This window comes from Shewanella sp. SG41-4 (genome assembly GCF_014164505.1).
Lineage (GTDB): Bacteria > Pseudomonadota > Gammaproteobacteria > Enterobacterales > Shewanellaceae > Shewanella.
On the sequence record NZ_JACJFI010000002.1, the window covers coordinates 22,826 to 48,382 of the forward strand.

At 41.9% G+C, this 25,557-nt stretch carries 22 protein-coding genes; 12 read left to right on the forward strand and 10 right to left on the reverse strand.

The window, feature by feature from the left end; genetic code table 11:
* Positions 1-69: 69 nt before the first annotated feature.
* From H5202_RS00420 to H5202_RS00460, 9 genes are all read right to left on the reverse strand, one after another.
* Complete coding sequence (locus H5202_RS00420; protein ID WP_182770002.1) at positions 70-891, reverse strand: DUF1365 domain-containing protein; 822 nt, start codon at positions 889-891, stop codon at positions 70-72.
* Positions 888-2,156 carry an NAD(P)/FAD-dependent oxidoreductase gene (locus tag H5202_RS00425; RefSeq protein WP_182770003.1) on the reverse strand — a complete coding sequence of 423 codons (1,269 nt, stop codon included), beginning with the start codon at positions 2,154-2,156 and terminating at the stop codon, positions 888-890. The genes H5202_RS00420 and H5202_RS00425 overlap by 4 nt, the downstream gene beginning before the upstream one ends.
* Positions 2,157-2,210: 54 nt before the next feature.
* Entirely contained in the window at positions 2,211-2,990 is a 780-nt protein-coding gene (locus H5202_RS00430; protein ID WP_182770004.1) for an SDR family NAD(P)-dependent oxidoreductase, read from the reverse strand.
* A complete protein-coding gene (locus H5202_RS00435; RefSeq protein WP_182770040.1) occupies positions 2,990-3,388 on the reverse strand; it encodes a nuclear transport factor 2 family protein in 399 nt (132 codons plus the stop codon). Before H5202_RS00435 ends, H5202_RS00430 begins: the two co-directional genes overlap by 1 nt.
* 341 nt (positions 3,389-3,729) lie before the next feature.
* Complete coding sequence (locus tag H5202_RS00440) at positions 3,730-5,139, reverse strand: ammonia-forming cytochrome c nitrite reductase subunit c552 (RefSeq protein WP_182770005.1); 1,410 nt, start codon at positions 5,137-5,139, stop codon at positions 3,730-3,732.
* 130 nt (positions 5,140-5,269) lie between these two features.
* Positions 5,270-6,481 (reverse strand): NnrS family protein, encoded by a 1,212-nt coding sequence (locus H5202_RS00445; protein ID WP_182770006.1) that lies wholly within the window; start codon positions 6,479-6,481, stop codon positions 5,270-5,272.
* A gap of 315 nt (positions 6,482-6,796) precedes the next feature.
* Entirely contained in the window at positions 6,797-8,230 is a 1,434-nt protein-coding gene (gene phrB, locus H5202_RS00450; RefSeq protein ID WP_182770007.1) for a deoxyribodipyrimidine photo-lyase, read from the reverse strand.
* Between the two features lie 11 nt (positions 8,231-8,241).
* A complete protein-coding gene (locus H5202_RS00455) occupies positions 8,242-9,204 on the reverse strand; it encodes a DUF523 and DUF1722 domain-containing protein (RefSeq protein ID WP_220493727.1) in 963 nt (320 codons plus the stop codon).
* Positions 9,205-9,465: 261 nt separating this feature from the next.
* Positions 9,466-10,356, reverse strand: a complete 891-nt coding sequence (locus tag H5202_RS00460) for a DUF368 domain-containing protein (protein ID WP_182770042.1) — start codon at positions 10,354-10,356, stop codon at positions 9,466-9,468.
* Between the two features lie 178 nt (positions 10,357-10,534).
* Here H5202_RS00460 and H5202_RS00465 point away from each other — a divergent pair, with 178 nt between their 5' ends.
* The 5 genes from H5202_RS00465 (at position 10,535) to H5202_RS00485 (ending at position 14,357) form a co-directional block, all read left to right on the forward strand.
* Positions 10,535-11,011, forward strand: coding sequence for a hotdog fold domain-containing protein (locus tag H5202_RS00465; protein ID WP_101088780.1), 477 nt, complete (start codon positions 10,535-10,537; stop codon positions 11,009-11,011).
* A gap of 44 nt (positions 11,012-11,055) precedes the next feature.
* Entirely contained in the window at positions 11,056-11,943 is an 888-nt protein-coding gene (locus H5202_RS00470; RefSeq protein ID WP_182770008.1) for a prohibitin family protein, read from the forward strand.
* Positions 11,944-12,163: 220 nt separating this feature from the next.
* Positions 12,164-13,312: a DUF418 domain-containing protein gene (locus H5202_RS00475; protein ID WP_182770009.1), complete on the forward strand. Its 1,149-nt coding sequence runs from the start codon at positions 12,164-12,166 to the stop codon at positions 13,310-13,312.
* 119 nt (positions 13,313-13,431) lie between these two features.
* On the forward strand, positions 13,432-13,782 hold the full coding sequence (locus H5202_RS00480) for a DUF1294 domain-containing protein (protein ID WP_182770010.1): 351 nt from the start codon (positions 13,432-13,434) through the stop codon (positions 13,780-13,782).
* 104 nt (positions 13,783-13,886) lie between these two features.
* Positions 13,887-14,357: an FKBP-type peptidyl-prolyl cis-trans isomerase gene (locus H5202_RS00485; protein ID WP_182770011.1), complete on the forward strand. Its 471-nt coding sequence runs from the start codon at positions 13,887-13,889 to the stop codon at positions 14,355-14,357.
* Positions 14,358-14,788: 431 nt separating this feature from the next.
* On the opposite strand, the gene H5202_RS00490 is transcribed toward H5202_RS00485, so the two are convergent.
* Positions 14,789-16,003 (reverse strand): M24 family metallopeptidase, encoded by a 1,215-nt coding sequence (locus H5202_RS00490; RefSeq protein WP_182770012.1) that lies wholly within the window; start codon positions 16,001-16,003, stop codon positions 14,789-14,791.
* A gap of 272 nt (positions 16,004-16,275) precedes the next feature.
* On the opposite strand from H5202_RS00490, the gene H5202_RS00495 reads away from it, so the two are divergent.
* The 7 genes from H5202_RS00495 (at position 16,276) to H5202_RS00520 (ending at position 25,377) form a co-directional block, all read left to right on the forward strand.
* Positions 16,276-18,063 (forward strand): aminopeptidase P family protein, encoded by a 1,788-nt coding sequence (locus tag H5202_RS00495; RefSeq protein ID WP_182770013.1) that lies wholly within the window; start codon positions 16,276-16,278, stop codon positions 18,061-18,063.
* A 664-nt stretch (positions 18,064-18,727) separates the two neighbouring features.
* Complete coding sequence (gene ftsH / locus H5202_RS00500) at positions 18,728-20,623, forward strand: ATP-dependent zinc metalloprotease FtsH (RefSeq protein WP_182770014.1); 1,896 nt, start codon at positions 18,728-18,730, stop codon at positions 20,621-20,623.
* Between the two features lie 483 nt (positions 20,624-21,106).
* Positions 21,107-22,465: an NCS2 family permease gene (locus H5202_RS00505; RefSeq protein ID WP_182770015.1), complete on the forward strand. Its 1,359-nt coding sequence runs from the start codon at positions 21,107-21,109 to the stop codon at positions 22,463-22,465.
* A gap of 367 nt (positions 22,466-22,832) precedes the next feature.
* Positions 22,833-22,964: a hypothetical protein gene (locus H5202_RS24135; protein WP_259397146.1), complete on the forward strand. Its 132-nt coding sequence runs from the start codon at positions 22,833-22,835 to the stop codon at positions 22,962-22,964.
* A gap of 155 nt (positions 22,965-23,119) precedes the next feature.
* A complete protein-coding gene (atpD, locus tag H5202_RS00510) occupies positions 23,120-24,535 on the forward strand; it encodes a F0F1 ATP synthase subunit beta (RefSeq protein WP_182770016.1) in 1,416 nt (471 codons plus the stop codon).
* A gap of 36 nt (positions 24,536-24,571) precedes the next feature.
* Positions 24,572-24,982, forward strand: coding sequence for a F0F1 ATP synthase subunit epsilon (locus H5202_RS00515; RefSeq protein ID WP_182770017.1), 411 nt, complete (start codon positions 24,572-24,574; stop codon positions 24,980-24,982).
* Positions 24,983-24,984: 2 nt separating this feature from the next.
* Positions 24,985-25,377 (forward strand): AtpZ/AtpI family protein, encoded by a 393-nt coding sequence (locus tag H5202_RS00520; RefSeq protein WP_182770018.1) that lies wholly within the window; start codon positions 24,985-24,987, stop codon positions 25,375-25,377.
* Positions 25,378-25,557: the final 180 nt, after the last annotated feature.

The following is a 25,557-nucleotide window of genomic DNA, read 5'->3' on the forward strand; positions in this document are numbered from 1 at the left end:
CGCTTCATTGGCGTAATTACAGACTAATACGTGATAAGCATTTATTTGGTTTACATTTTGTAAGAATTATTAGCTCTCTTCAATGGTTTGCTTGCTTACAAAGGGGATTCGCTTAATAAATAACTTCATTGCCTGCCAATAAATACCCAGCATAATTTTGCAGGTCATCAAGGGATAATTCAGCATAAATCGACGTATAGAACGCGAATTTATTGGTTGGCGTTTTAACACTAAACCGGCATCGAATAATTTATCGTTATTGTCATTTCGGTTTTCAATGGTCACTTTCAAGTGTTTGCCCGGCGGCGTAATTCGCCACAAGTAATGCATGTCTAAATTCATAAACGGAGACACATGAAAGACTTTGTCTGTTTGAGCGGTATTAGCAATATCAATCAAATAACAATGGCGCTCATTCCAAGGAGTATTACTGACCTCGGCAAGCATATAAACCATGTCATTTTGATGATAACAAAAGTAAAAATTGACCGGACTAAAATAGAAACCAAAATGGCGTATTTGCCCAGAAAATATCACTTTATCGCATGTTTGCGTGGCACCTAAATGCTTAATGGTTGCCAACACACGTTGCTTTAACGCGGCGACATCATCTCCCTTGCTCGCCTGAGTCAGCACAAGTTGATCACCAAATTGCTTCTTTAGGGAATTAAGGTAATCGCTAGGATTAAATTTAAGCGGAGTAAACCTGTCTGTTGAAAATAACTTACTGACTGCCGTTAACGCCGGCAGTTCATCTAAATCTATTGCCATCATCGCAATGTTATAACCAAAACTGTGCAACTTGGGCGTATGACGGCGATGGTTTATCTTGCCGCAATAAATGCCACTGTTTAATTGATCATGTTCCATTACTGATGTGGTTTGATTCATAGACTAATCCCAAACAGATCGCATACTTCAACCGCGCTACGAACGCCGTCCTCATGAAATCCATTGTGCCAGTAAGCCCCCGCGAAATAAGTGTTATGTTTACCATTAATGAGTGATCTTTTCGCTTGTGACTTCATGCTGGCATCATTAAACACAGGGTGAGCATAATTAAATTTACGCAATATTTTGCTTTCATCAATCGATGCGGTTTGATTTAAGGTGACACAAAATGTAGGTGCACTGCTCGGTAAACACTGCAAAATATTCATATTGTAAGTCACGCTAGCAGGACGCTGAGCAATATCTTGCTGATTGACGCCATCTAAACGATAGTTCCAACTTGCCCATGCCGCTTTTCGCTTAGGCAATAGATTAATATCTGTGTGCAGGACCACTTCATTATTTTGATATTCCATTGCACCTAACACGTCTATCTCATCTTGAGTCGCGTCGGTTAACATGGCCAGAGCTTGATCGCTATGGCAACTCAACACAACATCGTCAAAGTGCTGCCATTCGCCGTTGGCAACCTGAACATACACCCCATCATCGCCGCGTTTAATACCACTAACGGGTGAATTTAGGTGGATGCGATCTTTAAACGGCGCGGTTAAGGCTGGGATATAACTGCGTGAACCACCTTCAAGTACATACCATTGCGGGCGATCATTAATATTTAATAAACCATGGTGCTGGAAAAAACGGATAAAAAATCGCAATGAAAAGCCGCGCATATCATCAATACTGGCAGACCAAATAGCCGCGCCCATAGGCAAAATGTAATGCTCACAGAAAAAGGCCGAAAAACCTTGTTCATCAAGATACTCACCTAATGTAGATGTTGGGTATTTGTCGGCCTCATAAATGACTTTACAACCATTATTGAAACGAACAATTTCACCTAAGAAGCGGTAAAAACTTGGACGAAATAGATTACGACGTTGAGCAAATAAACTCCACAAATTATGACCATTATATTCAAGCCCAGTAAGTGCATTGTTAACACTAAAACTCATTTCAGTCGGTAGAGACTTAATATTAAGTTGCGCCATTAATGTTTCAAATAGCGGATAAGTACGGTCATTAAAAACAATAAAACCAGAATCAATTGCGTATTGCTGCCCTGCCACTTCCACATCAATGGTCGCAGTGTGCCCACCAATATAATCATTAGCTTCAAACACAGTTACCGTGTGTTCACGACTTAACAGGTGGGCACATGTTAATCCCGAAATTCCAGTACCAATTACAGCAATATTTTTCATTTAGTTAATCCTTGACGCTAATACTTATTCTTATGGTGAATTGATTTGGGCCCACTATTTGGGTGCCAACAAATACACTAATAATCTTTCTGGTAATAAAGAGGCTAATTTAAGTAACCAAGTAAATTTAGTCGGGAAATGGATTTCGCGGCGTTGACGCAGCATACCATTATAAATAGCCTGAGCCGCTTGCTGGGAGGTGATTTGCATTGGCATAGCAAAGTCATTTTTGGCGGTTAAAGGGGTTTTAACAAACCCAGGACAAATCACACTCACCCCAATACCATGCTGAGTAAGGTCAACACGTAAACTACGGCCTAAATAACCAATAGCTGCTTTAGATGAACCATAGGCTTCGGCACGCGGAAACGGTAAATAAGTGGCACTTGAACTCATTAACCCGAGTTGTGCACCACGGCTCAGCAAAGGTAAAAAGTGTTCCAAGCAATACCCCATCGCAACCACATTAGTATTGATCACTCTGGCAAATAGCGCTGAGTCGAAATGCAATGCATCGTCAATATATTCACAGCTACCAGCATTGAGTATCACCTGCTGTAACTGCCAATGATTATCGTGCAATAACTGCTTAAGCTCGGCTGCAGCACCTTGCACCTGGTCACTATCGGTAATATCGAACTCAAGCGGTATTGCGCCTGTAATGGCTTGCAAGGCTTGGGCATTTCGACCGCAGGCTATAACAGCCACACCTTTAGCGAGGTAATACTCCGCTAAAGCTAAACCAATGCCAGAACTTGCACCAGTAATTAATACCGCTTTTGTATCGGAAGTAGGTGTATTAGATTGAGGTATATCGGAGCTAGCTGTTGCCATTACTTAGTCACCCTATTTTTAAGTAAGCCAATCAAGCCACCTAAAAACGGCACTTGCTCGTATAGCATTTGGCCTAGATCAAAATAGTCTCTGTGAGAAAAAATCTTATCGGAAAATTTAAGTTGCGACATGCCTTCAACATTAATCAGCTGCCCTTTATTTAATTTAGGGTGTGAATAGCTCATGGTCCAATACAATGCTGCCTGTTGTTTATCAGCACTGATCACCACTTCTTTAATATCAAATTCAATGTGGGTGACATTTTGATACATGTTGGCAAAGTAATCGGTTAATGCTTCTATTCCCTCAACGTGATGCATGGGATCTCGAAAACAAATATCATCTCGATAAACTTGACGCAGTAAAAAAAGATTATCTTTATTAAGCTGTTGATACATATTAATAAAGGCATCTACAATAACCGGATGACCATTAACCGACGCAGAGCTGTCAGCATTTAACGGTTCAGATTGAGTATCAACTGTTGACTGTGCACCTTGCATTAACAGACTCCTATTACGCTACCAAGAAAAATATACGCAACCTAGATATAACAATGCCTTATATGACAATAAGATAAAAGTATTTCATGGCCGTGAAGTAAATAAAAACTCATTAGGCATTGATACGAGATAACGCAGGAAGTAGATCACCCTTTTAAACGAACCAAAAAGCAAAAACGCCTAAGCATGGCTTGGGCGTTTTTAATGTTTATAAATTGAAATTTTTGTTTAAAAGTTTAGTAACCCGTTTTGGCCACCGGCTGCCAGTACTTATCAACTTCTTGCTTAATAAAAGCTTGTTTGGCTTTTATTGCGTCGGCTTCAATAAAGCCAATAGCGGCATGGGCTTTTTGTTTGGTGCTGTAATCTGGATACTCAACTTCAGTAACGGACAATTGACTCAATATACGGGCTAATGCTTCACGGGCATAAGTAATCTGCTCAGTCGATTTATCCAGTAATTCAATGCCCTCTTTAGGATTATGCGCGTACATGCCATGCGATGCGGTAGCAAAATCCCAGCGCCATTGTGAATGACGAATAGCCATAATCGCATCATTCATTTGCGGCCATGTGGCTCCTGCATCCCAAGCCGCTTTGGCTTCGTAATGCGCTTTAATCAGCAATGACTCTACATTACGTGATTTAGCATCAATATTAGCTTTGGTTTTATCAAGCTTTTTGGTGATGGCCGCTTTACTGCTATGGCAACTTGTACAAGCGCGATCAAAATTGTCTAATGCGCCACCCACTTTATGGTCAGTAAAAGTAGCGCCTTTTTCATCTGTCGCAGGCGGCATATGACAGGTTATACACGTCACGCCTTGCTTAGCATGAGCCGAACGACTCCAATGCTCAAACTCTGGATGACGTGCTTTTAATATTGGGGTTTTAGAAATTGGGTGGATCCATTCGTAAAAGCGACGAGTGTCGTAATACTTTTCAATTTCATCAGCAGTGCTGCCAAAAATCCATGGAATATTTACTTTGTTATTATTTTCAGGCTGGAAATAATAACTCACATGACATTGGCCACAAACCTGAGCGCCTTGCATGCTGCGGTCTTGCTTATCAAAAGGCAGTTTAATTTTTTCCATCGCATTTTGAGCATGTGGCCGAGGTAATGCCAGTTTAGCACTGCCATCAACATGACAATCGCTACAGTAGACAACGGATTTGATTTCTCGACCTAAATCGACAAAATTGGCACCTGAAAAACCTTGAATACCCATTTCTTTGATCAATCTAGGGGCATCGGGTGTTTTACAGGTCCAGCAACTGGCAGATAAACCTTTGTCACCTTCGGCAATTGCAACACCAGTACGCAAAGTGTGCGTCACGTCAGCCACTGCAAACTGATGTCCGCGAGGGCTATGATACTCTTTAGCAAATGACGAACCCGCCCATAAAATGATATTGGCAGGGTATTGCGCCAGTATATCGTCTCGTTCAGCTTGCTCTTCTGTTGCTTGCCAAGTGTCATATTGTTGTGGAAATTTAAGTTGATTAGGATCCACTTCAGCACTTTTAAGCGACCAAGATGTCAGACTCAGCAGTGCCATTGCGCTAATAATAATGCTTAACCCTACCTTACTTCGCATTGGCTGAGTCGCTTTCATTATTACATCAATCAGTAGATCCATCATATTGCTAACCTTTCTCTAATCTCTTTATTTACAGCGCTACATTGTTCGATAAGTCTGTAGCACTACTTGTTAACTGTTTCGTTTAGTTAACTGTTTAGTTAGTTAACTTTAGTTACTAATTTAGTTGGTATTATCCTGGACGGCCATCAAGACGTGGACGTAGTAAAATCGGCGCGTAAAACCACACAAATAAACCAAAACCGATAAACCAACATGCTCCAGCTGCCCATAACCAAATTTGGGTGTATTCAGGCATCAACAAAGGCATTCCTGCACGTAAAATTGCGGCGAGAGGCAAACATAAAAATGCCCACGTCATATTAGGACCTTGATAGATATTGCGACTAGTATGCCCAAGTGAAACACGTGAAATCATTGATAAGCATAATGATGCAATTCCGCCAATAGCAAACAAATGCAACAAGGTACGATAGGCATATTCGTTATCAATGTTGATTGCCATCAATAACAGCGTGATAGGCAACGACAGATACGAAATATGCAATGACCACAGCATCGGCTCTTTTAGGGTCTTATGTGCTTGCCAACGAGCAAAACGGACTAAATGTAGTATGCCTGCTACTGCTAAAAGTGCTTGTTCAACTCCTTTTGGAAACCAGTGACTTATTGCTTGAATAAACAGTAATCCCATCGCTAATAATAATGTATTTTCTAGCGCCTTAATGGGATCCGGCTTGGGTTGTTGAATTTTCATTGCGGTAAAAAATGGGATCACTCGACCGCCAACAATAGTAATAACCATGGCTAGCCACCAAATCATTCCTTGCCATAATTGGGTCGATAACGAAAAGTTACGTTCAGACAAGGCGTAGTAACTGGCTAGATTAACCAACAATGCGACCACCAACATGATAGGAAAGCCAATATTGCGCCATTGTTTAACCGGATAAATACAGCGCCACAATGCCAACGCACTTAACCCTAAAAATAAGCTGTCAAATATTGCAGGTAGTATCAAAGGGATGTTCATTGGTAATAGCAACATTAAGCGAGCAATGAGCCAACAACCAAAGGTGACCATTAACGCGCGGCCCGTAATGGTGGGTTGATTGGTCCACGCTTGTACTGCTGTGAGTAAAAAACCGCACACGATAGCCATGGCAAAACCAAATAACATTTCGTGAGGATGCCACCATAGCGGTACTACGTTAGCCCAAAACTCACTGTTAAATAAGCTATATTGCGGAGTAAACCAGCCCATTAACCACAACGGAATGTATAACGCTGCGACACTCGCCCCACCCAAAAAAAACGGTCTAAAACCCAAACGCCATATTGCAGGAGTGTTATCAATTTCAGCAGGATCATCAATATTCAGCATAAGCAGTGCACTCACTTAGTGGATTAACTTCAACAAGATTTAAACATGTATAATATATAAATCTTTAATACCGTCATTCTATGCTGTTAATTGACGCGCTTCAATCATTACTCATCAATCAACTCACCAGCCAAGCTCATAGTGTGATCTAACGCAATAAAAAAGCCGCTATTATCATAAGAGATAATAGCGGCCTGACAGTGTTATTGCTGATTTATCGAATCAAGATGGACTCAGTAACCTGAGTTCAGGATAACAAATGGCTCTCAAACAGCCTTTTGTCTTGCTAACTGCATTGAATGTTAATCGAAACAATTAACCACGCTTTAATGCACTTAGTACCTCTATCGCCCGCAAGCGTGCCATCTTGTGTTCGACAATAGGCTGTGGATATCGGTCATCTTGTCGTTGTGCAAATAAGTCATTCACATTGATGGTTTTGGGTTGATGAATATCGGCCAAAGACCATGTTGATAACTCGGGAACATAACGCTTTATGAAACTTGCATCTGGATCAAACTTGCTACTTTGGGTCATTGGATTAAACACGCGGAAATAAGGTTGCGCATCGCAGCCTGTTCCGGCTGACCATTGCCAACCACCATTATTGGCGGCTAAGTCACCATCAATTAGTTTTTGCCTAAAATATCGCTCGCCCCAACGCCAATCAACCAATAAGTGTTTAGTTAAAAAGCTGGCTACCACCATGCGTAATCGATTATGCATCCAACCGGTTTGATTTAATTGGCGCATAGCAGCATCAATAATTGGATAGCCTGTTTGGCCATCACACCAGGCGGTAAACTCAGCAAGATTATTACGCCACACAATGCCGTCGCCTAACTCATTAAAGTTATGGTTCATGGATAAGCGTGGAAATGCTACCAGTAAATGGCGATAAAACTCACGCCAAATTAATTCATTTAACCACGTTTTGGCGGGGCAAGTGTCATCCACTAATGCTTGGGGATAACGCGCTAATATTGCTGCGACACATTGACGTGAACTGATCACCCCAATAGCTAAAAATGGCGATAATCGACTGGTTCCTTCAAGGGCAGGAAAATCCCTTTCGGCTTGATAATCTGCAACTTGGTTTGCTAAAAACTGATCCAATATTCGCTTTGCAGCGCCCTCTCCTGCAGACCATTGCTCACTAGATATTTTATCGCAGTTAAATACGATTTCGCTAGGGGCTGGAAGTACAGCAGCTATTGGCGATGGCACCGCGACGGGAACTATCGCGCGCTGGCCAGCAATACTTTTCCACTTTTTAGCAAAAGGGCTAAAGACTTTGTACATATCACCAGACAAATTTTTCACTTGCCCTGGCGCCAATACACAATCTTGGTCTATTAATGTTAATGGCATGCCGTTATCAATTAATGCGCAGTCTCGACGACGTTCATTTATTTCAGGCTCATTAGCAGCAAACACAGCAGCAATATTATGCTTGTCGACATAAGCGGCTAACAGGGTTTGTACTTCATCAAAGTCTTGCGCATGCAACACATCTAGATGAATACCTAACACCGCCAATGCCTGTGCTAACAAATTGACATGTCGCTGGATAAAATCAATTTGTATCGGCGCAACATCATGCTGCGCCCATTGTGCTGGGGTGACAAAATATACAGCTCGAACATGACTACGATTATTGATGGCAAACTCGCACGCCGCCACTAAAGCAGGGTTATCCGCCAAGCGTAAGTCTTGTCGAAACCACATCAAGCTGTTCAGGTTAGTCATTTTTCAGCAACCTAGTATGCATAACGAAGCTTAAGCGCTTCTGGATGTGGATTTAAATACACTTGGTCTTGAATATACGGGGTATGAAACTCACGCACATAATGGTTAATCAAGGTGATTGGCACCAACAAAGGCAACAACCCTTGGCGATATTTTAAAATTGACTCACTCAACTCTTCTTTTTGTTCAGCGGTTAACTGCTTCTTAAAATAGCCTTGAATATGCTGCAAAGTACTGGTGTGATTTTTACGAGTAGCAATAATTTTAAGTGCCGTCATAAAGCCTTCAAAATATTGTTGTGCGGTTTGCTCAACATCTTGAATATCGGCCAAGATAGGCCCTAAATCACGATACCACTTTGGGCTGTGAGCCATTAATAAATACTTATAACGCGAATGAAACTGCATTAACTTATGCTTAGTGATGCCCGATTTAGTCATTTGCTTCCAATCGTTATAAGCAAATACACGGGTAAAAAAGTTTTCTCTTAATGGCAAATCATGCAAACGGCCTTCTTCTTCTACAGGCAGAAATGGGTAGCGTTCCATTAATTTTTTTGCAAAAACACCGATGCCGGTTTTAGTGCCATGATTGGTACCAATTTTGTACTCGGTAACCCTTTCCATGCCACAGGTTGGTGATTTGGCACATAAAATATAACCGCCCAGGTAATCTAATTCTTCCACTTTTGCTTGGGAGTATTCATTAAGCTTGTCTGTCACATCGAGCGTTCCATCAGCACTGCGAATATGCACTACATCGCCATCTCGTATTTGACGGATACTTTTACGTGGTGCGCCCATGCCGATCGCCATTTCAGGACAAACAGTGGTGTATTCAAAAAATGGTTCAATTTCTTGTTTACAGTAATAAGAGTTTTTGTGTCCGCCATCAAAGCGAACTTGGTTACCTAACAAGCAACTGCTGATCCCAATCTGGATTTTTTCTGGCACAAATGTATCGATATTTGGCATATTATGCACTCCTGTGGCAACTGTAATATTCCCAAAGTGGGATAAAAAGGGTGTCATGCTAACTACACATGCTATTAAACAGACATACGAGTAAAACATCCATTAAGTTCATTATTTATAAGGTTATTTATCGTTTTTGCAATATATAGCTACATATTAGTCAAATAAGGCAGACAATAAAAAGCAGAACCTAAGTTCTGCTTCATTATTCATCTTTTACTTGTCTTGCACCTGAACGGCCCAGATTAAGCTTCAACAGGATTAACTATTCGCTTTGTTGCCGAAGTGCTCTAATCCCCACACCAAACCAATTCCCACCAGCAGACATACTATGGCAATGATCATTTGTGATGACTCACCAGTGATTTGCTCAAACTGAAACGGAGATAAATTTTGTTCTACCAAAGGTACTAATTCACCTTTTGAATTCTCGCGCCAACTGATCACTTGTTTCCAAGGCCAAATTTTACCTAGCGTACCTAGCATTAACCCCGTTAAAAATAATAACGTCATATCATGAAATTTACGTAACAAAGCCGATAACACATGACTAAAACTTAATAATCCGACTACTGCACCTATCGCAAAACAGGCTAAATAAGCAATATCAAAACCTTTGGCTGCCGCTAATACTGCTGGATACATCCCTAAAAGCAGTAAAATAAAGCTGCCTGAAATCCCGGGTAATATCATGGCGCAAATGGCAATCGCACCACAAAAGAAGAAGTTAAGGTAACTCACCTGCATTTCGATAGGATGTAATACTGTAATAGCCCACGCAAAGGCAACACCAACAACGAACATCGCAATCCGAATAGCATTGAATTTGTTCACTTGCTTAAGCATATGAACCACGGAAAATAAAATTAATCCAAAAAAGAACGACCACACTGGAATGGGATGTGTCACCAATAGCCAAGAAATCAATTTAGCTAAGGTAAAAATACTGGTAAGAATCCCACCAAATACACACACGAGAAAAGGACCATTAATGTGTAAAAAAGCCGCTTTAATGCCTTTTTGTTTGATAATGCCCACTAACGACCAGTTAATTTTGCGAATGCCATTCAATAATGGGTCTAAAATACCGGTAATAAACGCAATAGTGCCACCCGACACGCCCGGCACAACATCTGCGGCGCCCATGGCCATACCTTTGAAATAATTCAATAACAGTGAGTCAGTTTTCAAAATTCATCCTTAATGTGTCTAATCGCGTAAATTATACCTGTGCCCTTTGCAATGAGCGATGGAAAATATTCAACGGGGCTTTTCCGCAGGTTACAACAATGTTAATCTCGTCCGACCAGATAACGATTAGAGTTCATTTATGATCCCAACTAAACCCAATAAAGTCATGTCGCTATATAAGAAAGTCACTGCTTATCCATTTGGTAAACAGATTTTTTCTAAAATGGTGTCTCGAATGGCGCCCTATTTTGGCACAGTACACCCTTACATAAGTGATTTACGCGTTAACCGCTGTGAATGTTTAATCAAAAAACGCAAAAAAGTCCAAAATCATATTGGTACCGTACATGTAATAGCTATTTGTAATGGCCTCGAAATGGCCATGGGCACGATGGCAGAAGCATCAATCCCGGCTCATTTACGCTGGATCCCTAAAGGCATGAGCGTTGATTACACAGCAAAAGCGGGCAGCGACATTTTATGTGTTGCAGAGGTAAAACCAGAACAATGGCAAGTGGGTGATATGTTAGTCGACGTAAAAGCCTATGACACTAATGGTGTTGTGGTGGTCCAAGGGCATATTAAGCTATGGATTTCAGAGAAACCTCAAAAATAACCAGGTAAATTAATCACCTTTATTCACTTTGCTAGGGAAGCATAATGTTAAAAAATGGTCTGGCGCAAGCTAACACAAATCATCTCTGTAAAATCATTCCAGTCGCAGTTTTACTGCTAATGCTGATCAGTTTATATGGTAGCTGGTATACCATTGATCAGGGCGAACGTGGGGTATTGCTGCGTAACGGTAAAATTATTGATACTGCAGAACCAGGTCTTGGATTTAAAATTCCACTAATGGATACCGTAGTTAAAATATCAACCCAAACTCACACAGCAAACTACCAAGGTTTACAGGCGTATAGCCGCGATCAACAACCTGCAACATTACGCGCATCTGTCACATTTAGCATACCGCCAGATCAGGTTGAAGAAGTGTATGCTAATTTCAAAAGTATCGACTTAATGGTGTCGCGCTTACTCGACCGCCAAGTACCAACCCAAATTGAGAATATTTTTGGTAAGTATACGGCTATTTCTGCCGTTCAAGAGCGTATCAAGTTTGGTATTGATGTCACTGACGCCATTACTAAATCGATTAAAGGCCCGGTGACCATTAATTCGGTACAGATTGAAAATATCGACTTTAGCAACGCATACGAGAAATCAGTAGAGGACAGAATGCGTGCAGAAGTAGAAGTACAGACACAATTACAGAATCTTGAAAAAGAGCGTGTTAGTGCCCAAATTGCCGTGACTCAAGCACAAGCTGAAGCAGACTCACAATTGGCTCGCGCAATTGCAGAAGCTGAAAGTATCCGTATTAAAGGTAACGCAGAAGCATCAGCGATTAAAATTCGTGCTGAAGCGCTAGCGCAGAATCAAAATTTAGTTGAATTAACTAAAGCGGAACGTTGGGATGGGCGCTTACCAACAACTATGCTACCTACTGGCACTATCCCGTTCCTTGAAGTACAGACAACTAAATAAACCTGTAAACATACTTCACAAACCACTTCACAAACCAAGCGTGCGGCATTAACGCTTAACGCTTGGTTTTTTTATAATAGTTCCCCCGCCCCCCAAACGCATTATCTAGTTGCATTACCGCATTTGACTGGTAATCTCTAACAGCGCCTCTTTAATGAATAAAGAGGGTTTATAAACGGCTAAATGCAAAAGGAATTCAGTAATTAATACTGCAACGAACATGGATGAAAATAGCACTGCGCCCCAACAGACTCGTTTGGCAAATCTTGACGCTATCAGAGGGCTTGGCGTATTAGGTATTTTCTTCCTTAATATCTATTTTATGGGCAATAGCTTTTTCGGTTACGCTCCTCATGAAGTTCAGCTCACCAGCGACATTATCCTGCTCACTTGTAGCAATTTTTTCTTAGAAGGTCGCTTCTTTAGCCTATTTGCGATGCTTTTTGGGGTGGGATTATTAATCCAATACCAACGCCAGCAAATGGCAATGGAGACAGCCACCACTCAGCAGCAAAATAAACGCATAAAACGCCGTCTGTATTGGTTAATTGTCTTTGGTGTAATACACGCTATTTTCATCTTTCCTGGCGATATATTATTGTCTTATGGTGTCAGTGGATTATTGGCTTTTCGCTACATTAGCCTCAGTGCTGATGAGTTAATCCTTAAAGCTCAATGGTTTATCTTTTTATCATTAATCCCCATAGCACTTATTTCGCTCATGCCTGACGATCAAGTTTATTCACGAGACTCAGCATTCTTTGTCGAGCAACTTGCTGATTGGACAGGCAGCTACCAACAACAACTGACGCTGCACTTAACCATGTTTGCTTATATGCTTGCGGTTATCCCATTAGCGTTAATGTGGTATATCGCAGGCTTAATGCTTTTAGGGATGGCGTTATATAAACGCAATATCTTTGTTGATGGATTGGATAATAAAACCCTGTGGCAATGTGTATTTTGGGCAATCACATTAGCATCATTAGATTCGATATTAAGTCTAAGTGGCAATCAGATGTTGGAGTCGATGTCTGATCTTTTATTATGGTTCAGCGCTATTGCGACCGCTTTGATTTACATCCACATTATTGTTAAATTCTGCCAAAATACGCCACATAGACTGAAGCTACTGCAAAACGTCGGCCGGATGGCGTTTAGTTTGTACATTCTCCAGTCAATAGTCGGTATTTTACTGTTACGTTATATCGCACCAGACTGGCTGTACTCACTAGACAGGATAGGTTACGTCTCAATTGCGATTATCTACAGTGTATTTCAACTGTTGTTAGCGGATGTCTATTTACGCAAATTCAACCAAGGCCCATTAGAAAAGCTGTGGCGTGTGTTAGTCTCCCGCACAAGCTAATGAAACATATACACTTAAAAGAAGAATCTATGCAACTACCATTGTGTGCAATGCTGATTAATCTCATCAGTATGACGAAATCAATATGATAAAATTAATCTCACGGAGCAGACACTAAAATGAATAAGTTTGCTTGGTTGATGTTGCTGCTCATTGGCGCTATTTTTGCCACTATTCAGCCCTGGTTAGCTGGGATATATGGCCTAATTAATCTGGTCACTTTTAGTTTATATTATCGTGATAAATCTGCCGCTAAGCAGGGGCAATGGCGCATAAAAGAAAGTACCTTACAATTTTTTTCTTTAATCGGCGGTTGGCCAGCAGCGCTACTCGGCCAGTATCACTTACGTCATAAAACCCAAAAATCGTCTTTTAAACGGATATTATGGTGTTGCATCGTACTCAACTCAGTTGGAGTCAGCTTAATGTGTTATCAGCAGTGGCATCCGTTATTCGATGCATACCGTTAAGCTGTTGGTTCAATTATCGCTTCAATCGTGTTGATGAGTATTAGCTCAGCAATTTTTACGCTAAACTAGTCGCACTATCTACCCAACAATTCGAGATTAATTAAATGCGTATGATTTTAGCCGTTCTGGTCATTGCGGGCGTTATTTTTTATTTTTTCACTCAATCTAACAATTCTAAAGCCGCCAAAGAAAACATTGAGAAAGGTAAGATTTTTTTAGCTGAAAATGCCAAACGCGAAGGCGTCAGCCAAACCTTATCTGGCTTACAATATGAAGTGCTAGTTAAAAGTGAGAATACCGAACACCCTAGCGCAAAAAGCAAAGTTACCGTGCATTACCACGGCACACTCATTGACGGTAGCGTATTCGACAGCTCTGTTGATCGCGGCGAAACAATCAGCTTTGGTTTAAATCAAGTGATAGCCGGTTGGACCGAAGGTGTACAACTCATGAGTATTGGCGACAAATTCCGTTTTTATATTCCAAGCCAATTGGCTTACGGCAATCGCTCAACCGGTAAAATTGCCGGCGGCTCAGTACTAATTTTTGATGTTGAGTTATTTGAAATTAACTAAAAATTAAATAATAGATGACATAGTTTTCACACTAAGAACTACACCAAAAATCCAAAGCCTCCATAGCGGAGGCTTTTTGCTATTGCTTGACTCATACCACTTAGCTAATTTTTCTTAATCCTCCAGTTCCCCGAAAACAACTTAATAAAAACTCATAAATCTGCAGCTTCAAGGATTCTCCGTCCGAAGTGTCCGAAATAGCGTGATAAAAATGCCGTAGTGACATCATGGATGATGACACAGACTCAGGGGTACATGGATGTACCATCTGAGCCGTTAGGCGATTTTTGTTATGCTATGAGGATCAACACTTTGTCGGAGCTGCTGGGGTGATCCAAGAGGGGAAAGCAGTGTTTCCCTTCTTGGTCGGGTGTGGGCGAAGCGCCACGACGTTAAGCTGACTATATTTGTCAGTGATAATTAAAAAAATATCATGCTAGATAAAACGGATCATCAATCGACTTCGCTGGCGCTGTAAACCATTTAGGCCCTTGCGCGGTCATGTAAAAATGGTCTTCATGACGGATCCCAAATTCCCCAGGTACACATAACATTGGCTCGTTACTAAAACACATGCCCACTGCCAGTGGTGTTACATCATTACGCACCAAATATGGCCATTCATGAATATCTAAACCGATACCATGACCAGTACGATGAGGTAAACCTGGCACGTTATAGTCTGGGCCAAAGCCTGCGGCTTCTAACACGATACGAGCAGCTGCATCGACGTCACCACACAGGGTTCCTAAGGTAGCAGCATCAAACGCAGCAATTTGTGCATCTTGCTCAAGTTGCCATAATTGACGCTGACGAGCATTAGGCTCACCAAATACATAAGTGCGAGTAATATCAGAGTTATAACCTTGTAACTGGCAACCGGTGTCAATCAATACTGTGTCATTTTTCTCAAGCGCTTTAGGTGATTTAACCCCATGTGGATACGCAGTATCTTCACCAAATAGCACGATGCAAAAGTACGAACCTTTGGCCGCGCCCACGGCATAGTGAGCTTGGTTAATAAAGTCTTCCACTTCCGAAGTGGTAATGCCCTCACGTAAAATACTAGCGGTGGCTTTATGCACTTCTAGGGTCATGCCTTTAGCGCGTTGCATTAAGGCAATTTCGGCAACCGACTTAATCATCCGACATCCTGCCGTTACTGTTGTCGCACTTACAAATCGATGCTGAGGAGCTGCTTGGGCAATGCCATCGCTAATAAAAAAGGCGGTTGACTCATCAATACCGATTTTTGCTTGGCTCAAGCCGATGTTATCCAGCACATCGGCAAATAATTGATATGGGCTTTCATCTTCATGCCACGTATTTACTTGACCTTTAATGGTCATATAACCCTGTAACGTGTCGAGTTCAAATGCTGGAGCAATATACTGAACCTCACCCACAACGGGGATAATAGCACCCACCATACGCTCGCTAGAAAACCAACGAGTACCAGTAAAGTAGTACAAATTAGTACCAGCATTCACATAGATTGCTTCTAAACCATGTTGCGCCATCAATCGTTGTGCATGTTGAATTCGTTGATTAAATTCATCATCACTTATCGCAGCTACACCGTGAGTCATATTAGTGAGTGTGGCTAATGCTTGTTGCGGGCTAACGCCGCCGACACCGATTGTCATAGGTTTTCCTTTGGTTATTTTTATTGTTATTTATCTAGAGTCTGTGGAAATCAAATCGTCTTACCTTGTTTAAATATACAAGGTAATCAATACCGACAAGGATACCGCCTGTATCGCTTTGTTACCATTGTATACAATATAAGTTTACAATTTTAATCAGCCTTGCTCCACATTATGTCAGCGACTTCACTTGCCAGTTTGCCGTCACGCTTGCGATAATCGCAGTTCATTCTACAGAGCTGAGTTCATCAGTCGCCTCCAACGGAGAAACCATGTCCAATATTATTGCTACGCGTCTTAACGCCATTCGCCAACAGCTTGAAGTAAACCAAATAGATGCATTCATCATTCCTCGCGCTGACGAATATTTAGGTGAGTATGTCCCTGCTCGTAACGAGCGTTTACATTGGGCCACTGGCTTTACGGGTTCTGCAGGCATGGCAATAGTGTTAAAAGACCGCGCAGCAATATTTACCGACGGCCGTTACACAGTGCAAGTACGCCAACAAGTAGACGGTAACTTATTTGAATATTTAAGCCTGTATGACGACCCGCAAATTGACTGGTTAATCGATACATTACCTGCAGGCGCTAGCGTCGGCATCGACAGTCGCTTACATACCCTTGCTTGGTATCAACAAACTAAAGCGCAATTTGATAAAGCCCAAATCAATTTAGTTGAAGTAGATAGCAACCCGATTGATGTGAGTTGGTTAGACCGCCCTGCACCATCAGCATCTACCATGACTTTATTTAGCCACCAAGGTGCAGGACGTAATAGCGTCGAGAAACGTCAACAAATTGGTCAGCTGGTTAACAAGCAAGGCGCCGATGTTGCCCTTATTGCCGCATTAGATTCATGTTGTTGGTTACTGAATATCCGTGGTAATGACGTTCCACGCTTCCCCGTCATACTTGGCTGTGGATTATTATCAACCAACGGCGACATGACCTTTTTTACCGATTTAGCTAAAGTGCCGCAAAATATTGAACAGCACGTAGGTGCCGGAGTGAGCTTTAAAGATGAAGCGGAACTGGCTACCGTACTTGCGCAAATGAATGGCGTTAAGCTATTGGCCGATCCACATTCTGCCAACGCCTATTCGCAGTTACTGGCACAAAAAGGTGGCGCTAAACTGATTGTGGGTACCGACCCGGTTGCATTACCTAAAGCACAAAAAAATAACGCCGAATTAGCTGGTATGCGAGCGTGTCATATTCGTGATGGCGCTGCCGTTAGCCGTTTTTTAGCCTGGTTAGACAGCCAAGTTGAACAAAACATTATGCACGATGAAGCACAACTTGCTGACAAGTTAGAAAGCTTTAGATTGCAAGACCCGCTATATCGCGAGCCAAGCTTTGACACTATTTCAGCCACTGGTGCCAATGCCGCCATGTGCCATTACAACCATAATAATGGCACACCAAGCACAATGACCATGGACAGTATTTACTTGGTCGATTCTGGTGCTCAGTACATAGACGGCACCACCGACGTTACCCGCACCATCGCCATTGGCAAGGTAACCGACGAGCAAAAGAAAATGGTTACACTGGTATTAAAAGGCCACATAGCCCTTGATACCGCTCGCTTTCCTAAAGGCACTTCTGGTGTACAACTCGATGCATTTGCTCGTCAGTATTTATGGCAGCATGGTTTTGATTATGACCACGGAACGGGCCATGGTGTTGGTCACTTTTTAAGTGTTCACGAAGGCCCGCAGCGCATTGGCAAAAACGTTAATGGCGTGGCATTACTGCCGGGCATGGTATTGTCGAATGAGCCCGGTTATTACCGCGCCGACGGTTTTGGTATTCGCATCGAAAACCTAGTCACAGTGCAACATTGCCAAGCATTGGCAGGTGCAGAACGTGAAATGTATGAGTTTGATGTATTAACACATATACCAATGGATGCACGCTTAATCGATAAATCATTATTAACTGATTTTGAAGTGAATTGGTTTAATCAATATCAGCAAAAAGTACGTCAAACCTTAGCGCCATTAATGCAAGGTGATGAGTTAACATGGTTAAACAAAGTAACAGCTGCAATTTAAACGAGAAGGTTTAAGCGAGAAGGTTTAAGCGAGAAGGTTTAAGCGGTTGTTGGCGGTTGTTAAGTAAGAGCTTAGGGTGATTTCATCATCCTAAGCTCTTTTTAATAGAGTAACGAATTCAAAAGTTATGACGAAAATAGAAGGTATGACATCAGCTTTTAGGATGGCTATGCTACACCTAAACATCAATCCAAAATCCGGTACCACTAGCGTTTCCAAAGGCGACATAAGATGCCGTTACCTTATGTATATTGATGTTATGCCTTTGAAATTTTTAATATCACACTATATATCTCAATGACTTAAATTATAACCAAGCGAACTCCTTACTGGATAAGGCAAGCTTTACCACAAGCGCCAACAAGGTGCATCTTCCAGACAACACTGGTTGTGCTCATTATCGTTAGTTAATAAAATCTGTTACTTGATTTCGACATGATTAATATCAAGTTGTTCTGCTGTGTTGGGTTTATGATATAGATAGTACTTATGCTTCTTGAAAGCAATTTACTAATGAGCCCTTTCCCTTTCTTCATAAAAATAGTCAAAAAAGACTATCACCCACTAAGTGGAAAGGTTTAAATTAAATAGCCGTATTAATAGGCTACATAATTGGTATTTTAATTTTTACTACATGATCTAATCAACTCAAAATAGAGGCGATATGACAGAAAATAAAAAAGATACTAATAACACTACTAATAATAACAAAAGCACGACGGATAATTCAGAATCCACACCACAGCAAACGCCGCATCCTTTTGATGCTCACACGCTAATGTGGATAATGATGTTCTTTGCTGCGTATACCATTTTTTCGAGTTTTTTTGATTCAACAAAACCAGAAATTTCATATACAGATTTTAAAAAAGCAGTCATTGCCAATCAAGTGTCATCCATCTCTTTCAAAGGCGATCAAATCTACGGTACCTATAACGTAGGAGGCTCAGACAAACCAAAAATATTCCATACCGTTATGCCTCCTACCACAGACACAAATTTGCTACCTATCCTTGAAAAAAACAACGTCACTATTTTCGCAAAGTCTTCTGCTGATCCACAATGGCTTTCCATTTTGCTAGGTATTGTTCCTTGGTTATTAATTATTGCTTTTTTTGTTTACTCAAGCCGAATGTTACAACAAAAAATAGTAGGAAAAGATGGTTTTATGGGCTTTTCAAAGTCTAAAGCTAGGCTGTTTGAAACCAAAGACAATGAAATCGGTTACGACGATGTCGCCGGAGTGGAAGGAGCTAAGCAAGACCTTCAAGAAATCATTGATTACTTAAAAAAACCTGGGGAATTTAATAAGCTCGGTGCAAAAATGCCACGGGGTATTTTATTAATGGGCCCACCAGGAACGGGGAAAACCATGCTTGCAAAAGCCACAGCTCATGAAGCTGGAGTGCCTTTTTTTAGTATTAGCGGATCAGAATTTATCGAAATGTTTGTTGGCGTTGGTGCTTCTCGTGTTCGAGATATGTTTAAAGAAGCAAGAGATAAAGCTCCAGCCCTGATTTTTATCGATGAAATTGACTCCGTTGGCCGCGTTCGAGGCACTGGCCTAGGTGGCGGCAATGACGAACGAGAACAAACACTTAATCAAATTCTTGCCGAGATGGACGGATTTTCAGGCGATGAAGCCGTTGTGGTGTTAGCAGCAACAAATCGCCCTGACGTACTAGATCCAGCACTATTAAGACCGGGGAGATTCGATAGAAAAGTGACGTTTGAGTTACCTCAACAAAGCGCAAGAATAAAGATTTTAAAAGTACATACTCGTAAAGTACCGATTGAGTTAAATTTCGATTACAAAGAATTAGCCAGCATGACCGTTGGATTTTCTGGTGCAGACCTCGCTAACTTAGTCAATGAAGCCGCACTCTGTGCAGCAAGAAAAAAAGCCGACACAGTAACAAGAGATGACTTTAATCAAGCCCATGACAAAATTATAATGGGAAGCGAGCGAAAAGATTTATTAAATCCGTCAGAACGAAAAAGAACCGCCGTTCATGAAAGCGGACACGCCATCGCAGCATTATTTTTACCCAATAGCGATCCGCTCCGAAAAGTCTCAATCATTCCTCGCGGCCGAGCATTAGGCGCAACAGAACAACTCCCCGTTGAAGACCGACACAATTACACCCAATCATATTTACAAACACGATTATCCGTCATGCTAGGTGGGCGCGTAGCAGAAAAAATTGTGTTGGATGATATCAGTTCAGGCGCATCCAATGACTTAGAACAAGCAACCCACCTTGCCAAAATGATGGTGACTCAATGGGGTATGAGCGACGCCATTGGTCCGATTCATTTTAAAGTCGGCTCCGAACATCCTTTTCTGGGCTACGAAATACAACAAGAAAAAGATTTTAGTGAAAAAACAGCTACTATAATTGATCAAGAAATTTACAGAATAATAAAAGAAGCAGAACAAACAACGTTTGCCATCTTATTACAACATCGCGACGATCTAAATCAATTAGTTGAAGAGCTACTCAACAAAGAAACCTTAGACATTCACATGATTGAAGCAATGCTAAAATCCACAAATTAACAACAAAATATTTAGCTAACAAACACCCTTCCCTTATACCTGCCATTGATCGAGTAGCAATAATGGTAAGGGCGTCAGCATATGCTGTGCAACAAACAAGCTTGCTGTTTTCCTCGATAATAAATGCTAAAGGGTGTCGCCACTGCAGTGAGTCACTTTGATTGTACGGTTTACTGAACAACCTATTTTTTTGTGGGTGTTTTTTTACCGATATAGTAAAAAATGTTAGCTGCTTCGTATTTCCCCATTGTTGATTGTTGTAAACTCCGCGCCGACAAAGGCTGTGTTGGTAAGAGTAAATTTTACCAGACATGTGTATAACAAATTTGTTTACCACAATACTCGCAGGTCACTAACGCAATATGCGCCAAGTGGATCTCTCACCCAATTTTTCTCGTTTGGGGCTCTACCTGCCATAGCCGTGCCGCCAATGAATGACCATTGGTTAACTGATAATTTAAGAGATCAAAAGGTATAATATCTATGAAGTCTGAACAGACTCTCTCTAGCTCGACTGCAACTTCTGATTCATTTTTAGACCGCTATTTCACTATATCTGCTCGTGGAAGTACCTTAAAACGTGAAGTCATTGCTGGCTTAACGACGTTTTTGGCTATGGTTTATTCGGTGATTGTGGTGCCAAACATGCTAGGTATTGCGGGATTTGACCCTGCTGCAGTATTTATCGCTACTTGTTTAATTGCCGCATTCGGTTCGTTACTCATGGGACTATGGGCTAATTTACCGATGGCCATAGGCTGTGCAATATCACTCACCGCATTTACTGCATTTAGCATGGTGCTGGGACAGGGAATATCGATTCCTGTCACTCTTGGCGCTATTTTCCTTATGGGTATCGTATTTACGCTTGTGAGTGTCACCGGTATTCGTCAATGGGTGCTCACTAACTTGCCAACCGGTATTGCTCACGGAACGGGTATTGGTATTGGTTTGTTTTTACTGCTTATCGCAACTAACAGCGTTAAATTGATTGTTTCAAACGATGCCGGTTTACCGGTAAAGCTTGGTGATATTAATAGCTTACCGGTTATAGCAACAATAATTGGCCTTGCTATGACGATAGGGCTTGAGCGCCGAGGCACCCCAGGTGGCATATTATTGGTGATCGTCGGGCTATCGATTTTCGGGCTAGTATTTGATCCTAGCGTAACTTATCAAGGTCTATTTGCATTGCCTGACTTGATGTCTGAAACATCGCTAATTGGTCAGCTCGACATTATGGGCGCACTCAATCCAGTGGTTCTGCCTATTGTGTTGGCGTTAGTGATGACCGCTATTTTCGATGCCACTGGCACAATTAGAGCGGTTGCAGGGCAAGCGGAACTTCTCGATGATAAAGACAATATTGTTGGTGGTGGTAAAGCACTGACATCAGACTCAGTCAGCAGTATTTTTGCAGGCGTGGTCGGCGGCGCCCCGGCGGCTGTGTATATTGAATCGGCTGCAGGAACCGCTGCGGGTGGCAAAACTGGCCTGACCGCGACCATCGTTGGCATACTATTTTTGATGATGATGTTCTTAGCGCCGTTAAGCTTTTTGGTACCGGCTTATGCTACTGCGCCAGCACTTATGTATGTTGGATTACTGATGCTAAGCAACGTTACCAAACTTGATTTTGACGATAAAGTGGATGCTATGTCGGGCCTAACCTGCGCGGTATTCATCATTTTAAGCTGTAATATCGTTACCGGGATTATGCTTGGATTTGTTACCTTGGTTATTGGCCGCATATGCAGTGGCGAGTGGCGTAAACTACGACTTGGGGTTATGTTAATTACCCTCGGTTTAGTCGCTTTCTATATGGGTGGCTGGGCGATTTAATTCGATTATAAACTCAATGTTAAGACCAGCCATCGAGGCTGGCCTTTTTGTATTGACGTAAATATTGGCAACAACAATGCGATAATCTCCCGCCCCAAGATCTGAAAGATGACAATCAAAGTCACAACAGCTGACATCGCTAACTTGTCGATTATTCAATAAATCATTTCAACCTCATTACTAACCACCAGCAAGCCGTTATTACTCATTTTTTAGACAAGGTTAAACAGAGGTTGAAACGCTCTATTACTCTGAATTGATCTGCGTCAACGCAAAGCGCGCCAAAAGGTTTTTAATAAAGTAAAGGGCTAAATATTTGCACGCATTTTGTCAGGATTGATTACTCGGTTTTACCTTGGATATGAGTATGGTTGAGCCAATGCGTTGGTCTATTCTAGGCTTATCGATACCTTTAAAAATAGTGTCCGTATTTGATTTTTTACTGGCACAAAGCATCATTAAGCAGATGGAAAAACAGCTGCGCCAGTACTATAACTAATAAACAAATAACACTCGAATAGCACAATGTATTGGCTAGCGGTCATAAATGGAGACGGCACTTAATCAAAGTTTAGCGACGATGGTAAATCAGTAAGCCTCCTACAATTAACCTCGATGCACTTCAATCAGGTTATCGGAGATAATCGACAGAATATGATGGATAGAAAAAATGCCCCACCCCATTCAGGTACAGTAATAGCGATACGCGGAAGTGTCGTGGATGTCCTGTTTGCTATGCAACTCCCTCCTATTCGATCCTTGTTAACAACCGGCCATCAGCATCAAATTTTAATCGAAGTCTTTTCGCAACTAGATGAACATCGAGTGCGCTGCATTGCACTAACACCAACACAAGGACTGGCAAGAGGTATGTTGGTAGAACACAGCGGCGGGCCGTTATTAACCCCCGTAGGTAAAACTATTTTGTCACGCATGTTTGATGTTTTTGGTAACGCCATTGATCATAAAGCACCGCCCATAGGCACTCAGTGGCGTTCAGTACATAACGAACCGCCAACCATCGCTCAACTGGCAACTCAAACCCAAGTATTCGAAACAGGTATCAAAGTGATCGATGTATTAATGCCGCTTGAGCGTGGTGGCAAAGCGGGGCTATTTGGCGGTGCCGGTGTAGGCAAAACGGTATTACTGACCGAGATGATCCACAACATGGTTGGCCAACATGCTGGGGTGAGTATTTTTTGCGGTATTGGTGAGCGTTGTCGAGAAGGTGAAGAACTCTACCGTGAAATGAAAACAGCAGGCGTATTGGACAATATGGTAATGGTATTCGGGCAAATGAATGAACCTCCCGGAGCGCGCTTTCGTGTTGGCCATGCCGCGTTGACCATGGCCGAATATTTTCGCGACGATGAACATCGCGATGTGCTGTTACTGATTGATAATATTTTTCGTTTTATTCAGGCGGGCATGGAAGTGTCCGGTTTAATGGGACAAATGCCAGCCCGTTTAGGATATCAACCAACCCTAGGCACCGAGTTATCACAACTCGAAGACCGTATCGCCAATACTGATAATGGTGCGATTACGTCCATTCAAGCGGTATACGTGCCAGCAGATGATTTTACCGACCCTGCTGCGGTACATACCTTTTCGCATCTCTCGGCATCCATTGTGCTATCGCGAAAACGGGCCAGCGAAGGCCTTTATCCCGCAATTGATCCGTTGCAATCCAGTTCCAAAATGGCCACACCAAGTATTATCGGTCGCAGGCACTATGACTTGGCACAGAAAATACGCAACACATTGGCACAATACGCAGAACTTAAAGACATTATTGCCATGTTAGGCATGGAACAGTTATCGCCAGCAGACCATAAAGTAGTGGCGCGCGCTCGTCGGCTCGAACGGTTTTTTACCCAGCCTTTTTTTACTACCGAACAGTTTACTAGTATGCCCGGAAAGCTGGTGAGTCTTGATGATGCCCTGGATGGGTGCGAACGAATTCTGCACGATGAATTTAAAGGCTATCCAGAGAGTGCTCTGTATATGATTGGTTCAATTGATGAAGCCATTCCCCCTAAGTCTGGGAGAATAAACAGCCAATAGCCATGGGTAAATAAACAGACCAACAAGGATTGTAAAATGCTATCAGCACACATGAACCTTAAAATTTTGCTGCCCTATAAGGTTTTTGCCCAGCTGCAACATGTGGTGCGCATTGTTGCTGTTACGCCTCAAGGTTCGTTTGGTATCTTGCCACATCGACTTGACTGTGTGGCGTCATTAACTGCTGGGTTACTGGTTTATGAGTGTGAGGGCGCAGATGAAGTCTACGTTGCTATTGATGAAGGTGTACTAGTTAAAACAGGCTTTGATGTAGTGATTTCGGTGCGTAATGCGATTGGTGGTTTGGTGTTGAGCGACTTGCACCAAGCTGTTAAACAAGAATTTATGCACCTCGATGAACAAGAACAACAACTGCGTTCGGTGCTGGTCAAAATGGAAAGTAATTTCATGCGCCGCCTGACTGACTTTCACCATGACAGGCCCTAACTATGAATAATAAATCAGAGGAAGATATCACCCCAGAAAAATCAAATTCTGAATCATTAAATTCTGAATCATTAACGCCTGAAAAAAATACGTCCAACAACCAAAAGTTTAGCCAGCAAGTTGATGACATGGCGACACGAAAACTAAAGGCGCAACGACATATTAACAAAACAGTATGGACCGGTTTTGGGATGATGGGGCTTATTGGTTGGTCGGTGGTGATCCCAACGGTGCTTGGTGCCGCACTCGGCATTTGGTTGGATGAACACTATCCAGGTGAACACTCAAAAACCTTAATGTTACTGATTATTGGTTTATGCCTTGGGTGTTTTAATGCATGGCATTGGGTTGATAAAGAAGACAAGGAAATTCATCGAGATGATGAACTTGATTGACTTTGCAGGCAACTTATTGCTGAAAAGTCAGTTGATACTACATTTGTTGATAGAAAAGTAGATGATAAAAAACGCATGATGGTGAATCAATTTAGGGCAACTTATTGCTGAAAAGTCAGTTGATGGCAATTTAGTTGATGGAAAAGTACTTGATAGCAAAGCGCTTGATAAAAAAGTACT

What these genes read in the sequence shown, in the direction of transcription:
- H5202_RS00420 (WP_182770002.1), bottom strand. Translation starts at nt 891, where the DNA reads ATGAATCAAACCACATCAGTAATGGAACATGATCAATTAAACAGTGGC.
- H5202_RS00425 (WP_182770003.1), bottom strand. Translation starts at nt 2,156, where the DNA reads ATGAAAAATATTGCTGTAATTGGTACTGGAATTTCGGGATTAACATGT.
- H5202_RS00430 (WP_182770004.1), bottom strand. Translation starts at nt 2,990, where the DNA reads ATGGCAACAGCTAGCTCCGATATACCTCAATCTAATACACCTACTTCC.
- H5202_RS00435 (WP_182770040.1), bottom strand. Translation starts at nt 3,388, where the DNA reads ATGTATCAACAGCTTAATAAAGATAATCTTTTTTTACTGCGTCAAGTT.
- H5202_RS00440 (WP_182770005.1), bottom strand. Translation starts at nt 5,139, where the DNA reads ATGATGGATCTACTGATTGATGTAATAATGAAAGCGACTCAGCCAATG.
- H5202_RS00445 (WP_182770006.1), bottom strand. Translation starts at nt 6,481, where the DNA reads ATGCTGAATATTGATGATCCTGCTGAAATTGATAACACTCCTGCAATA.
- phrB (WP_182770007.1), bottom strand. Translation starts at nt 8,230, where the DNA reads ATGACTAACCTGAACAGCTTGATGTGGTTTCGACAAGACTTACGCTTG.
- H5202_RS00455 (WP_220493727.1), bottom strand. Translation starts at nt 9,204, where the DNA reads ATGCCAAATATCGATACATTTGTGCCAGAAAAAATCCAGATTGGGATC.
- H5202_RS00460 (WP_182770042.1), bottom strand. Translation starts at nt 10,356, where the DNA reads ATGGCCATGGGCGCCGCAGATGTTGTGCCGGGCGTGTCGGGTGGCACT.
- H5202_RS00465 (WP_101088780.1), top strand. Translation starts at nt 10,535, where the DNA reads ATGATCCCAACTAAACCCAATAAAGTCATGTCGCTATATAAGAAAGTC.
- H5202_RS00470 (WP_182770008.1), top strand. Translation starts at nt 11,056, where the DNA reads ATGTTAAAAAATGGTCTGGCGCAAGCTAACACAAATCATCTCTGTAAA.
- H5202_RS00475 (WP_182770009.1), top strand. Translation starts at nt 12,164, where the DNA reads ATGGATGAAAATAGCACTGCGCCCCAACAGACTCGTTTGGCAAATCTT.
- H5202_RS00480 (WP_182770010.1), top strand. Translation starts at nt 13,432, where the DNA reads ATGAATAAGTTTGCTTGGTTGATGTTGCTGCTCATTGGCGCTATTTTT.
- H5202_RS00485 (WP_182770011.1), top strand. Translation starts at nt 13,887, where the DNA reads ATGCGTATGATTTTAGCCGTTCTGGTCATTGCGGGCGTTATTTTTTAT.
- H5202_RS00490 (WP_182770012.1), bottom strand. Translation starts at nt 16,003, where the DNA reads ATGACAATCGGTGTCGGCGGCGTTAGCCCGCAACAAGCATTAGCCACA.
- H5202_RS00495 (WP_182770013.1), top strand. Translation starts at nt 16,276, where the DNA reads ATGTCCAATATTATTGCTACGCGTCTTAACGCCATTCGCCAACAGCTT.
- ftsH (WP_182770014.1), top strand. Translation starts at nt 18,728, where the DNA reads ATGACAGAAAATAAAAAAGATACTAATAACACTACTAATAATAACAAA.
- H5202_RS00505 (WP_182770015.1), top strand. Translation starts at nt 21,107, where the DNA reads ATGAAGTCTGAACAGACTCTCTCTAGCTCGACTGCAACTTCTGATTCA.
- H5202_RS24135 (WP_259397146.1), top strand. Translation starts at nt 22,833, where the DNA reads ATGGTTGAGCCAATGCGTTGGTCTATTCTAGGCTTATCGATACCTTTA.
- atpD (WP_182770016.1), top strand. Translation starts at nt 23,120, where the DNA reads ATGATGGATAGAAAAAATGCCCCACCCCATTCAGGTACAGTAATAGCG.
- H5202_RS00515 (WP_182770017.1), top strand. Translation starts at nt 24,572, where the DNA reads ATGCTATCAGCACACATGAACCTTAAAATTTTGCTGCCCTATAAGGTT.
- H5202_RS00520 (WP_182770018.1), top strand. Translation starts at nt 24,985, where the DNA reads ATGAATAATAAATCAGAGGAAGATATCACCCCAGAAAAATCAAATTCT.